The following is a 13,543-nucleotide window of genomic DNA, read 5'->3' as shown; positions in this document are numbered from 1 at the left end:
GAGACGCGCGTCGCGGCCTAGGCCCGCATGCGATGAGCCTCGTCCGTTGACTCTATAATAGGTGCGAAATCGCCCGCTGCGGATTCGGCGACCTCGTCTTCGATTCGATGCGAGAGAGGCACGCTGGCGGGCACGAGCCGCCTGTTGCAGTGCCCACACCGACAATCGTGGTGTCATTTGGAACTATTCGAAAACACCGAATAGAAACAGCATCTTGCAGGGAAACTTCGATCACGAACACGTGTTATTTGTGCAACACCCTTTGGAAAAGGGCCGGAGCCGGGCCGTTCGAGGCGGTTCCTTTGTTGCGTGTGCAGAAGTCCTCGGTAATTGTGATCGAGCGACGGAGGGGGGCATCCCGAGGTCGTCCCGTTTTAGGTGGTTCGCTTAAGTCCCTCGCGTTCATGCGGGAGTGTCCGAAGGCGCGAAGCGACTAAGCGGGTTTCAGGGGACAAGGGAACCAACCTTAGGGTGTTTACACCCAGCGGATCCGGAACCTTCCCTACAGAGCAACTTGGAGGTTTAACATGAAGATGGTTAAGAGCCTTATTCTCGGCTCAGCGGCGGGTCTGATCGCCATGAGCGGAGCTCAGGCGGCCGATCTTCCCGTCAAGGCCAAAGCGGTCGAGTACGTGAGGATCTGCTCCCTGTATGGCGCGGGTTTCTTCTATATCCCGGGCACCGACACCTGCATCAAGCTGGGTGGTTATCTGCGCGTTGACACCACGTTCAACGGCTCGCCCTACGATGAGCCGGCTTGGAGCGGTGATCAGGGTCAAGGCAATCGCTATCGCGATTACTTCGCTTCCCGTTCCCGTATGGCGCTGACGGTCGATACCCGTACCGCCACTGAATACGGTGTGGTTCGCACCTTCGGTCAGCTGGATTGGTCGTTCGCCTCGCCGAGCGGCAGCGTCAGAGAAGTGGGATTTGCAGGCCAGGCCGGCGGCCTGAACAACGGCCAGCAGATCGCGACGGAAATGCTGTTCATCCAGTTCGCTGGATTCACGTTCGGTCGCTCCGCTTCGGCCTATGCGACGCCTTGGCATGGTTATCCAGGCAACAACACCTCGTTCCTGGTCGGCGGTCATGACACCGTCACCGGCACGAACAACATCCAGTACACCGCGCAATTCGGCAACGGCGTGTCGGGCACCATCGGTCTGGATGACCCGCTCGCGTTCAACCGCACCAGCGTGTACAACTTGGCTACGGGCGGAGCTTCGCTCGCATCCCTTAACGCCAACGGAGCCGGCGTTAACGCTTATGCGGGTGTGCATACTCCCGACATCGTCGGTAACATTCGTGTCGACCAGGCTTGGGGTCTGTTCCAGATTTCAGGCGCACTGCATGAGGTTAACGGTTCGTACAACAACCTGACGTTGGGCGCAGCGAACAACCTGTCGGAAATCTCCGGCCACCCCGAGAGCAAATGGGGCGGTTCGGTGATGGCTGCCTTGCAGATCAAGAACATCCCGACCGGTGCCGGCGACGACATCAAGATGGATGTGAGCTGGGGCAAGGGCGACATCAAGAACATCGTTGGTACCAGCGCAGGCGTACGGCCTTTCCAGATGTACAGCAACGGCGCCGCTGGCACTTACCAGAGCATCGGCTTCGCTAACGCAACCGATGGCGTCTATCTGCCGACATCTGCCGGCGGTGACGGGTCGATCCATCTGACCGAAGGTTTTGGTTTCCGTGGTGCGTTCAACCACAACTGGGATCCTTACTGGTCGACCAGCCTGTTCGGCGGCTACGCTGCCATTCGGTATGACGGCACGGCGAAGGCCAGCTATTGTGCAGCCTACGCTGCGAGCAACACCGGCGCCCAGTCTGTGGATTTCAGCTGCAACCCCGACTTCAATCTCTCGCAGATTGGTCTGATCACCCGCTGGACTCCCGTCAAGAACCTGACGTTCTCGGCCGAAGTGCTCTATTTCCACCTCGACCAGAAGTTCTCCGGTTCCAAGATCCTGACGCCGGCGAATCCGAAGCCGACCGCCATCTACCAGTACAAGGATCAGGATACGGTCAGCTTGAATATTCGCGCTCAGCGTAACTTCTGATCTCGAACGTCTGACAACTCTCTAGGAGAATCCCCGGCAGGAAACTGCCGGGGATTTTTCGTTGTGCGACCGCGTCCAGGACACCGGGGCCCTGAATTCGTGAGCTCCGGTTGCAGCGCCCCGATCGCCGGGCGGAATACGAGGCTTTGCGAGCAAAGAGCGATGGCCACGGCACCGGAGGGCCCCGGCGCTTGACGTTGCGCAGCGTGATCCGCGTCATCAGCATTGGATTCTCACGCCGAACGCCTCGACGTGTTGCACAAGACGCACAGCCACGGAAAAACCAGCGCTGTTCACGGTCATGTCACGCTCCGACTCAGATTTTGGCGGTATTCCTTCGGCCATATAAACATGCTGCTGCATCCAAAAGCCTGCAGACGCAAAAGGAGAACAAACAAAGTGACAACGTTCAAAAAACTTATCCTTGGCTCGGTCGCTGGTATTTTCGCCGTCGGCACGGCGCAGGCGGCCGATCTTCCGGTCAAGGCAAAGGCGGTCGAGTACGTGAGGGTCTGCTCGCTGTACGGTGCTGGTTTCTTCTACATCCCCGGCACGGATACCTGCATCAAGCTGGGTGGCTACCTGCGTGTCGACACCACGTTCAACGGCGGACCGCACGGCCAGCCGGCCTGGAATGGCGATCTGGGCCAGGGAAATCGCTATCGCGACTCCTTCGCTTCCCGTTCACGTATGGCGTTCACCGTTGATACCCGCACCGCCACCGAATATGGCGTGGTTCGTACCTTCGGTCAGTTGGATTGGTCGTTCACCTCGCCGAGCGGCAGCGTCAGGGACGTTGGAACCACAAGCAACGGGCAGCAGATCAACACCGAATATCTCTTCATCCAATTCGCCGGATTCACCTTCGGTAAGTCTTCTTCGGCCTACTCGACCCCTTGGAACGGTTACCCGGGCAACCTCAGTGCGAGCCTGCTCGGCGGCAACAACACCGACACCGGCCTGAACAACATCCAGTACACCGCTGAGTTCGGCAATGGCGTGTCGGCCAGCATCGGCCTGGACGATCCGCTCTCCTTCAACCGCACCAACGTGTTCAACCTGGCCACGACCTCGGCTGCCGGCGTTGTTACGCTCGCGAGTCTTAACGCGAACGGAGTCGGCACCAACGCCTATGCGGGCGTGCATGCTCCCGACGTCGTCGGCAGAATCCGTGTCGATCAGGCCTGGGGTCTGTTCCAGATTTCAGGCGCGCTGCATGAAGTTAACGCTTCGTACAACTCGCTGACCCTGGGTGCGGCGAACGAATTTTCGGAAATCTCTGGCCACCCCGAATCAAAGTGGGGCGGTTCGGTGATGGCCGCGTTGCAGATCAAGAACCTCCCGACCGGTGCTGGCGACGACATCAAGTTCGATGTGTCCTATGCAAAGGGCGACACCAAGAATGTGCTCGGTGTAAGCGGATCCTCGCCCAGCTTTGCGATGTTCGGCAGCAGCGGATCCGCCTATCAGAGCGTTGGATTCGGTGCGACCACTGACGGCGTCTATCTTCCTGGCGCTGGCGGCACGGACGGCATCAAGCTCACGACGGCTTGGGGCTTCCGTGGTGCGTTCAATCACAACTGGAACCCATACTGGTCGACCAGCTTGTTTGGAGGCTACTCCAGCGTACGATATGATGGTGGAGCTAACGACAACCTGGGGGGTGCGGGAACAACCTCGGCCAAGGGCGCCTATTGTGCGGCATTCGCGGCCAACCATCCAGGCCAGGCGTTGGTCGGCAATGCCGCCGGCGCATATTCCTGTAATCCCGATTTCAATGTCTCGCAGCTTGGCCTTCTTACGCGCTGGACTCCGGTCAAGAACCTGACGTTCTCGGCCGAAGCGCAGTGGTTGCACCTGGACCAGAAGATGTCGGGCAGTTCCGTGTTCGCCGCGACTGCTCCAAAGCCGACGGCTCTCTACGAGTTCAAGGATCAGAACACGTATCTGCTACAGCTTCGCGCTCAGCGTAACTTCTGATCCCGAAAGACTTGAAGCACTCGGAGAACTCCCGGCAGGCAACTGCCGGGAGTTTTTCTTTGTCGCGTGCTGGTCTGCTACCGGCCGGTTGATCGTGCATGCGCGCCGCGCGGTGCGACCGCCGCAAGCTCGATGGATCGGAGCGCTGGCGAGGCGTATGGCCTCGCGGCGCGAAGCGGCCGCAGGCTGCGTAGCAGACGCGTCGTCCGCTAAAGCGCGCGAGCACCAAGCCAAGCAAATCAGTATCGAGGTCTAAAGCCTGTGGTTGTTCGGCCAGAGGTCGCTACAAAACTGGAATGACGCCCCCCGGTACAGAGGCTACGCAACGCTTCACGCGTTGAGGGGTCATCGCATGCATCGCGTTCATAACGAGATTGAGCAGGACCTGGTGTAATTGTACGGAAGATTGGGATGCCAGATCTCCAACGTTATGCGGCGGCTGCGCATTGAAAGGATGGTCGCAATTAGACGTATTGATTTAGATCAAGATCGCCGGTTTCCCAGCGGGTGAAATAGCGCTCATCTCGCAGGAGTAGCCCTTGGCCGGCATCCCGCGATGATCACCGGGGGTGACATGACGGCGCTCTTCTCTGCCTCCACGGCTAAGGCTGATGTCACGGTTGATGACTTCTCCTCGCAGCCTGATGGGATGATCCGGATACCCGGTGGCACTTTCCGCATGGGGTCGGACAAGCATTATCCCGAAGAAGCGCCAGCGCACCGTGTCACGGTGGACGGTTTTTGGATGGACCGCTATCCGGTGACGAACCGGCAATTCAGGGAATTCGTAAGGGCCACCAAACACATCACCGTCGCCGAAATCACACCGGACCCCAAGGATTATCCGGGAATGCTCCCGCATATGATCTACGCGGGCTCGCTGATGTTCTTGCCGCCCAACCACCCGGTCAACCTCCGTGACTTCAGCCAGTGGTGGACCTTCGCCAAGGGCGCGCAATGGCGGCATCCCTACGGACCCGGAAGCAACATCCGTGGGCTGGACGATCATCCGGTCGTGCACGTGGCCTTCAGCGATGCGCTCGCCTACGCCAAATGGGTTGGCAAGGATCTGCCAACCGAAGCGGAATGGGAATTCGCAGCGCGCGGTGGGCTCGACGACGCCGAATTCGCGTGGGGCGACGAATTCACGCCGGCCGGCCGCCACATGGCAAACACCTGGCAGGGAGAATTCCCTCGGCAGAATGCCAATGCCGATGGCTTCGAGCGCACCTCGCCGGTCAGTGCATTCCCGCCCAACGGCTATGGGTTGCACGACATGATCGGCAACGTCTGGGAATGGACTGCCGACTGGTATTCGCCAAAGCATCAGGCGGATGCGGCGAAGGCCTGCTGCATTCCAAAGAACCCGCGCGGCGGGCGCGAGGACAACAGCTACGACCCCCGAACGACCAACGTGAAGATTCCACAGAAGGTCATCAAAGGCGGCTCGCATTTGTGCGCGCCGAACTACTGCCGACGCTACCGGCCGGCTGCGCGACACGCAGAGCCGGTCGATACTTCCACCAGTCATCTTGGCTTTCGATGCATCAGGCGAGAAGCCTCTGATGCATCATAAAAAAGGGAGAGCGAAGCTATGTTGAGTACCATATTCGCTGCCAAGCCACCATTAATTGCAACACCGCCACGCAAGACGCGTTGTTTGCTTAAGCGTTCATGCGCTGTCCTGCTGAGCGCGACGATGATGATGCCGCTGGCCGGCACGCCGGCAACCGCACAGCAGCCGGCTCGGCAACCGGCTCAGCAGCCGGCGCAGCCAGCTCAGCAACCGGCGCAGAAACCCAACATCATTTTCATCATGGGCGATGACATCGGCTGGATGCAGCCGAGTATCTACCATCGCGGCCTGATGGTCGGCGAGACGCCCAACATCGATCGCATCGGGCAGGAAGGTGCGATGTTCACGGACTATGTGGCCATGCAGAGCTGCACCTCCGGCCGCAACGCCTTCTTCACCGGCATGTATCCGCTGCGCACGGGCATGATCCCGCCACAGCTCCCCGGAAGCCCGTCCTACCTGCGGCCCGGCACGCCGGCGATCGCAAAGTTCATGCTCGATCTCGGCTACAACACCGGCGAATTCGGCAAGAACCATCTGGGCGACCACACCGATTCCCTGCCGACCGCGCACGGCTTCCAGGAATACTGGGGCTATCTCTACCACCTCGACGCAATGCAGGGGGTGAGCTTCCCCGACATCAACAAGACGCCGCTCCAGCAGACAGTTGCGCCGCCTTGCCGGAACACGCCGATTCCCGGCATCCCGGAAGTGCCCGGTGCCGTGGATCCCAAGACCACGCTGTGCCTCACGCCCCCTCGCAATGTTCTGTCGTGCAAGTCCTCGGACGGCACGAGCAAGAACCAGATGTGCGCTGACGAGGGCCCGCTGACGCTGGATCGCTCCAAGACGGTGGACGAAGAGATCTCGACGAAGGTCATCGAGTTCCTCGACCGCAACGACCCGAAGAAGACCAACAAACCATTCTTCGTCTGGTACAACCCGGCGCGCATGCACGTCGTCACCGTTCTGTCGCCGAAGTACGAGGCCATGCTGGGCGAGCGCGGCGGCAAGGACTGGGGCACCAACGAAGCCGGCATGAAGCAGATGGACGACAACATCGGTCTCGTCCTCAAGAAACTGGACGATATGGGCCAAGCCAACAACACGATCGTTGTGTTCACCACCGACAATGGTGCCGAGGCGATCTCCTTCCCGGACGGCGGCGTGACCCCGTTCAAGGGCCAGAAGGGCGAGGCCTGGGAAGGCGGCTACCGCGCGCCGATGGTGATCAAATGGCCGGGCGTCATCAAACCGGGCACGGTGCACAACCAGTTGTTCGCCGCTCTCGACTGGGTACCCACGCTGACCGACATCGGCGGCGGGCCCAAGGGTGACGAACTGAAGCAGCAGATCGAGGCGGGCCGGTATCCCGGCATCGTCAAGACGACGCTGGACGGCGTCAACCAGCGAGACTTCCTGGAAGGCAAATCTGCCAACTCGGCGCGGGACTACTTCTTCTATTTCTCAGGCTCAACGCCGTCGGCGGTGCGCTACAAGAACTGGAAGATGTACTACACCATGTCGCAGCCCGGGCCGGCCGGGTGGATCCTGCCGCTGATCCCCTTCCACTTCACCTTGGTTCAGAACATCAAGCGTGATCCCTTCGAGCAGAGCGTCGGCATCGACCAGAAGTCGGCGATGAGCATGGGCGGTGCACTCGGCGCCCCGGCGACCGCCTTCCAGTACGACTGGAACATGCTGCCAATCGGCCAGCGGCTGTGGCTGGAGCACTTGTTGACCTACGAAAAGTTCCCGCCGCTGCAGCCGCCGGAAACCTACAATCTCAGTCAGGTCCTCGAGCAGGTCAAGAACAGCCGCCACGCCAGCGACTAACCGCGTGAGACGAGCATGATGCGACTAGGCGGACGCCCTCACGGGCGTCCGCACACGACAGGTTAGCGATAAACGAGCTGAGTGAATCGGGAGGTTGCCTATCATGAGCATCGTCAGGAACGCTTGTGTCGGTCTTCTCACATCGCTCGCTGCCGCGACGGCGCTGGTCACGCCCCTTTCCGCCCAACAACAACAGAAGCCCAACATCCTCGTCATCATGGGCGACGACATCGGCTACTGGAACATCAGCGGCTACAATCGCGGCATGATGGGCTACCGCACGCCCAACATAGATCGCATCGCCAACGAAGGCGCGATCTTCACCGACTATTACGGACAGCAATCCTGCACCGCAGGTCGCGCCGCGTTCATCACTGGCCAGAGTCCATTGCGGACGGGACTCTTGAAGGTGGGCCTGCCGGGCGCGAAGGAAGGCCTGTCGGGAAAGGATCCGACGATTGCCGATCTACTCAAACCGCAGGGCTATGCGACCGGGCAGTTCGGCAAGAACCATCTCGGCGACCGCAACGAATTTCTGCCCACGGTGCACGGTTTCGACGAGTTCTTCGGCAACCTCTATCATTTGAATGCGGAGGACGAGCCGGAGCACCCGGACTATCCGAAAAATCCGGCATTCAGGGCGCAGTTTGGTCCGCGTGGCGTCATGAAATGCGTGGCGACCACCGTCGACACACCGGGCGACGATCCGCGCTTCGGCCCATGGGGCAAGCAGAAGTGCGAGGATACCGGACCGCTCACCAAGAAGCGCATGGAGACAGTCGACGAGGAATTCCTCAACGCCTCGGTGGACTTCATCGACCGCGCGAATCGCGACAAGAAGCCTTTCTTTGTGTGGTTCAATTCGAGCCGCATGCACATCTGGACTCGCCTCAAGCCTGAGTCCCAGGGAAAAACCGGCCTTGGTATCTATCCCGATGGCATGGTGGAGCATGACGGGCAAGTCGGGCAATTACTGAAAAAACTCGACGATCTCGGCATCGCCAACAACACGATCGTTATCTACACAACCGATAACGGCGCCGAGACATTCTCATGGCCCGACGGCGGAACCACGCCGTTCAAGGGCGAGAAGAACACCAACTGGGAGGGCGGCTATCGCGTCCCGGCGATGGTGCGCTGGCCCGGGCTGGTGCCCCCGCGAACCGAGATCAACGACGTCTTTTCGGCGGAGGACTGGGCGACGACGCTGGTCGCGGCGGCGGGCGAGCCCGACGTCAAGACAAAGCTGCTGGTGGGCTACGATGCCGCCGGCAAGAACTTCAAGGTTCACCTCGACGGGTACGACCAGCGTGACCTTCTCGCCCGCAAGGGCGCCAACAAGCGCCGCGAATTCTTCTACTGGACTGACGACGGCAACCTTGCCGGTCTTCGTTACGACCAATGGAAGGCGGTATTCATGGAACAGAAGGCCCATGGGTTTGACGTGTGGGCGCAGCCGATGATTCAACTTCGTTTGCCGTCGCTGTTTAACCTCCGATCCGACCCGTTCGAGCGAGCCCAGCATGAAGCCGGCGATTACGTCCGGTGGTTCGTGGAGCATGCTTTTGTGCTCGTTCCCGCGCAGGCGGTCGTGGGGCAGCATCTCATGAGCTTCCAGCAATTTCCGCCGAGGCAACGACCGGGTTCATTCTCCGTCGAGCAGGCAATGGAAAAGCTAAGGAATCCGCCGTCCAGCAATTGAATTCGGCACGCCTCCGATTGAACGCAAGTAGCGAAACGCAAGGAGTTTTATCATGATCACCAAGAGTCGAGTTGGCTGCACGATCATCGCCCTCCTGCTCTGCGGGACAACACCGGCGCTGGCCCAGACCACGCCTTCGACGCCGCAGCACGAGCCGCTGCAGAAGACGATCGGCCAAGCCAAGCCGGAGATTGTGCCGTCCTTGATCGTCATGAACGCCCGCGGCGCCAGCCTGCAGGGCGGGAAATTGACGCTCACCGGCGTAGCGCCCAACTCGATCGTTTTCGCGGATCGCCCGGTGCGCGCGGCAGGGCATTCGCTCACGACCAACCTGATGGAGGAATGGTCGCCAAACAATACCAGCGATGAGAGCTTTACCAAGGATCCGCCGAACGCCACCGTCTCGGTGTTCAGCACGGACGGGTCGAAAATCCGCGATGCCGTCGTGGTGCTGAAGACCGCGAAGCTCGAAGGCGACCGGCTGACCTTCGATGTCGATGTGCTCGAAGGCGATCTTTCCGGCGGCGACGGGCCAGCGGCGCTCTTCATCGACCGCTTCGGCTTCGGCGGCTTCCACGGCGGCGGCTTCCACGCGGGCGGCATGGGCGGTTTCCACGCTGCCGGCTTCCACGGCGGCTACGCGCGGGTCGGGGGTGTCGGCGCAGCCGGCGCCTGGCGTCGTCCCTACGTCGCGCGCGGCGCCTGGTATCGCGGAGGCTACGGTGCTGCAGCGGTCGGTGCCGCCGCGGTGGGTGGGGCCGCGCTGGGTGCGGCGGCAGCAAATGCCGCCTATCCCTACTGCGGCTACTATCCCTATCCGCCCTGCTACTGAGGACTGCACGAGCCATGCATGCGCCTTTGCGCGCAGCATTGATGATCGAAAACTGGCTGGTGTACGAACCTAAAAGGGATCGACCATGAAACCGATCGTGCGATTTCCGCTCGTGGACCGCCGCGTCCTCCTCTCGTCGCTGGCGATGCTCCCCTTGCTCTCTGCCTCGTTCCGCTCTACCTCCGCGCTGGCACAGGCACGCGATCCACTTCCGTCCTGGAACGAGGGGGCGACCAAGGCCTCGATCCTCGACTTTGTCGCCCGCGTCACGACGCAAGGCGGGCCTTTCTTCGTCCCGGTCGACCAGCGCATCGCGACCTTCGACAATGACGGTACGCTCTGGATCGAGCAGCCGATGTATATCCAATTGGCCTTTGCGCTTGACCGGGTGAAGGCGCTTGCGCCCATGCATCCGGACTGGAAGACCAAGCAGCCTTTCGCAGGGGTGCTGGACGGCGACCTGAAGGCGGTGATGGCTTCCGGCGAAAAAGGATTGGTCGAAATCATCGCCGTGACGCATGCCGGCATGACCACGGCAGAGTTCGAGAAGATCGTCACGGATTGGCTGGCGACCGCGCGTGATCACCGCTTCAAGCGTCCCTATACTGAACTGGTCTACCAGCCGATGCTGGAGTTGCTGGCCTACCTGCGCGCCAGCGGCTTCAAGACCTTCATCGCGTCGGGTGGCGGCATCGAGTTCATGCGGCCGTGGACCGAACGGATCTACGGAATTCCGCCGGAGCAGGTAATCGGATCATCGATCAAGACGCGATTTGAGATGAAGGACGGCGCGCCAACGCTCTTCCGGCTGCCCGACATCAACTTCATCGACGACAAGACGGGAAAGCCGATCGGTATCAACGAACACATCGGTCGCCGTCCGATTGCGGCCTTCGGCAACTCCGACGGCGATCTCGAAATGCTGCAATGGGCGACACTCGGCGCCAGTGGCGCGCGGTTCGGCCTGATCGTGCACCACACCGACGCGGAACGCGAATATGCTTACGATCGCCATTCGCATTTCGGCAAGCTCGACGTAGCGCTGGACGCGGCGGCGGTGAACAAGTGGACCGTGGTCGACATGAAGAAGGACTGGAAACGAATCTTTGCATTCGATTGACGTCCGAGTTCGATCAAGGTGATGGTGGATTGACCCGAGCTCCACGCATGGACGTGCTCGCTGGGAGAGGAGGGACTGTCGGAATATGCTGTCTGACACGATCAGCTTTCTCCGGGATCACCTCTTCACCATGCCGGTGCTCGCGAAGTTCGCGGTGGGGATGGTCATGCTTGTCGTCATCCCTCGACTCTCCCGGCGATTGCATGTTCCTGTACCTGTAGGTTTGCTGCTGAGCGGCGTTTTAGTTGGGCCGTATGTTCTGGACATCTTTGGCAAGGTCCGACCTATCGCAGATTTCCTGGCGGAATTGGGCAAGCTGCTGTTGATGTTCTTTGCGGGCCTGGAAATCAACCTTGAGCTGTTTCGGCGCGCCCGAAACCGCTCGATTGCCCTCGGCGTCGCCACGACCCTGTTTCCCCTGGTGCTCGGCACTATCGTTGGGCTCTCATTCGGCTACGCCGCGATTCCGGCGATCGTGATCGGTTCGCTGCTGGCTTCGCATACACTGCTGGGGCTAAGCATAGTGAGCAGGCTCGGTCTGGGCAGCCTGGAGCCGGTGACGGTAGCGGTTGGCGCCACGGTGATGTCGGACACGCTGTCGCTCGTGGTGTTCGCTATTTGCGTCTCGATTTACACGACCGGTTTTTCTCCGTCTGGTCTGGCGCTCCTGTTGGCCGAGATCGCCGGCTATATCTTGCTGGTCCTGTTCGGCCTGAGTCGCCTCGGCGCCTATGTACTCAAGCGCGTCAAGGACGAGGAGGACGCTTACTTTGTGCTCATGCTAAGCATCATGGCCATCGCGGGCGTGCTTGCGGAAGCGATCCAGCTGCCGGGCATCGTGGGTGCGTTCCTTGCGGGACTCGCCATCAACGCCTCGGCACAACACGCGCCTGCTAGTGTCAAACTTGAGTTTCTGGCTAAATCGCTGTTCATTCCGATCTTCTTTGTCGTTACCGGATTCCTGATCAACCCGATCACCTTTGTTTACGGGATTTTCGACAACTTCTTGCTCGTTGCCAGCATCATCGGTGCCCTGCTCATCGGCAAGTGGATAGCCGCCTGGGGCGTGGGTCGCGCGTTTGGCTACAGCCGGAATGAACAGCTCACGGTCTGGTCGCTCACGCTGCCACAAGTTGCCGCGACGCTTGCCGCGACGCTTGCCGCGACGCTGGTCGCGCATGAAACGCTCGGTGCGGCCGGTCAACGGCTGCTCGACGATCGAATGCTCAATGTCGTGCTTGTGCTCGTATTCGCAACATCCGTCCTTGGTCCGGTGTTGACTGAGCGGTTTGCGTGTCGTCTGACGACTGGCCAGCCTGGTCGATGCTAATATTTTCTGACGACGGGTTTAGTCGTTGGAGGCGCTCCGGGCGCGGGCGGCGAGATAGAGAAGGTCACCCAGGTATTCCAACCGGCTGGCCGGTTCTCCGCAGCGAACTCTCCGTAAGCCTTGAAATTGAGATAGCCCTGCATGTCGCCAACCGGAAACAGGAACCCGATCTGGGGACCGACGCCAACCACCTGGGACTGGAAGCAGCCGACACGGTCGCCTGAACCGCTGTCGCAGCCGAGCTCCTTGTAGACATAGCCCACGAGGCCAACCATGACCTGCTTCGACAGGAATTGCGATGCACCCCAGTCGAAGTGCATGTCGACGCCGTTCTGATACTGCGTCGCAGTGTTCTTGAAATTGTAGGTGAAGCCGAGCACACCGGAGAATTCATGGCCGGTCTGGGGATTGAAATAGGTGTAACCGCCGCCGGCGTCGATCGCGCCGTGTCCGATGCCTATATTCGACAGGCGCGTGGATTGGTAAGCGCCAACCGGGATGTCGCCCGTGACATAGGTCATGTAGTTGTGGACGCCGGCATTCCAGCGCAAATTGAATTGCGGTATCAGATCCCCAAAGCCCCATGTCGTGTCGCTGATGGTGTCGGACCGCGCGAAGGGGACGGTGCCGCCGAACGGGCCCGTGAGCACGCCTGACAAGGTCCCCGCCAGGCTGGTTCCGACGACGCCATAGGCTCCTATGAGCAGCACCGACGCTTGGCCGCCGAGCACCGGCGTCTCGAATGTATAGGACGGGATCACAAAGCCCAGATTGCCGGTGGCGTTGAGATTCAAATTCAGATTTGCGTTGACTGTAAGGTTGGCCGGAACCCTGCCGAGCGTGAATTCGCGCGCACGCGCGACGTCGGCGCCGGCGGATACGGAGGTATGGTAGTAGATATTCGCCAGCGACCAACCCGGCTGCAGCGGCGTGGCTGCCAGGCTTCCAAAGAAACCCGGCACCCAAAACGATATGCCGCCTTCATCGGCATACGAGGCTACAGGGCAAAGGAAGATCGCCGCAGTCGCTGCTGCGTAACCGAATTTCCCGATGTTGAATTGAATCTTGGCCATGCAACGTCCCCAGCTCTCTGCTCGA

9 protein-coding genes are annotated in these 13,543 nt (G+C 60.4%); 8 read left to right on the top strand and 1 reads right to left on the bottom strand.

Annotated features, from left to right (window positions below):
* Positions 1-527: 527 nt before the first annotated feature.
* From V1294_RS24795 to V1294_RS24760, 8 genes are all read left to right on the top strand, one after another.
* On the top strand, positions 528-2,069 hold the full coding sequence (locus tag V1294_RS24795; protein WP_334500776.1) for a porin: 1,542 nt from the start codon (positions 528-530) through the stop codon (positions 2,067-2,069).
* A gap of 399 nt (positions 2,070-2,468) precedes the next feature.
* Positions 2,469-4,049, top strand: a complete 1,581-nt coding sequence (locus tag V1294_RS24790) for a porin (RefSeq protein WP_334479857.1) — start codon at positions 2,469-2,471, stop codon at positions 4,047-4,049.
* 574 nt (positions 4,050-4,623) lie between these two features.
* A complete protein-coding gene (locus tag V1294_RS24785; protein ID WP_334500774.1) occupies positions 4,624-5,625 on the top strand; it encodes a formylglycine-generating enzyme family protein in 1,002 nt (333 codons plus the stop codon).
* A 240-nt stretch (positions 5,626-5,865) separates the two neighbouring features.
* Positions 5,866-7,461, top strand: a complete 1,596-nt coding sequence (locus V1294_RS24780; protein ID WP_442895462.1) for an arylsulfatase — start codon at positions 5,866-5,868, stop codon at positions 7,459-7,461.
* Between the two features lie 103 nt (positions 7,462-7,564).
* The gene (locus V1294_RS24775) at positions 7,565-9,163 is read left to right on the top strand and encodes an arylsulfatase (protein ID WP_334500770.1); all 1,599 of its coding nucleotides are present in this window, start codon (positions 7,565-7,567) and stop codon (positions 9,161-9,163) included.
* Positions 9,164-9,215: 52 nt separating this feature from the next.
* The gene (locus tag V1294_RS24770; RefSeq protein WP_334500768.1) at positions 9,216-9,995 is read left to right on the top strand and encodes a hypothetical protein; all 780 of its coding nucleotides are present in this window, start codon (positions 9,216-9,218) and stop codon (positions 9,993-9,995) included.
* Positions 9,996-10,140: 145 nt separating this feature from the next.
* Positions 10,141-11,115 (top strand): HAD family hydrolase, encoded by a 975-nt coding sequence (locus V1294_RS24765; protein WP_334504808.1) that lies wholly within the window; start codon positions 10,141-10,143, stop codon positions 11,113-11,115.
* An 85-nt stretch (positions 11,116-11,200) separates the two neighbouring features.
* The gene (locus tag V1294_RS24760) at positions 11,201-12,445 is read left to right on the top strand and encodes a cation:proton antiporter (protein ID WP_334500766.1); all 1,245 of its coding nucleotides are present in this window, start codon (positions 11,201-11,203) and stop codon (positions 12,443-12,445) included.
* Here V1294_RS24760 and V1294_RS24755 read toward each other — a convergent pair.
* Complete coding sequence (locus V1294_RS24755) at positions 12,442-13,518, bottom strand: SphA family protein (RefSeq protein ID WP_334500764.1); 1,077 nt, start codon at positions 13,516-13,518, stop codon at positions 12,442-12,444. The two genes, V1294_RS24760 and V1294_RS24755, sit on opposite strands and share 4 nt — an antisense overlap.
* Positions 13,519-13,543: the final 25 nt, after the last annotated feature.

Source organism: Bradyrhizobium sp. AZCC 1678 (genome assembly GCF_036924765.1).
Classification (GTDB): Bacteria; Pseudomonadota; Alphaproteobacteria; order Rhizobiales; family Xanthobacteraceae; genus Bradyrhizobium; species Bradyrhizobium algeriense.
This window is presented reverse-complemented; position numbering and strand designations above follow the sequence as displayed.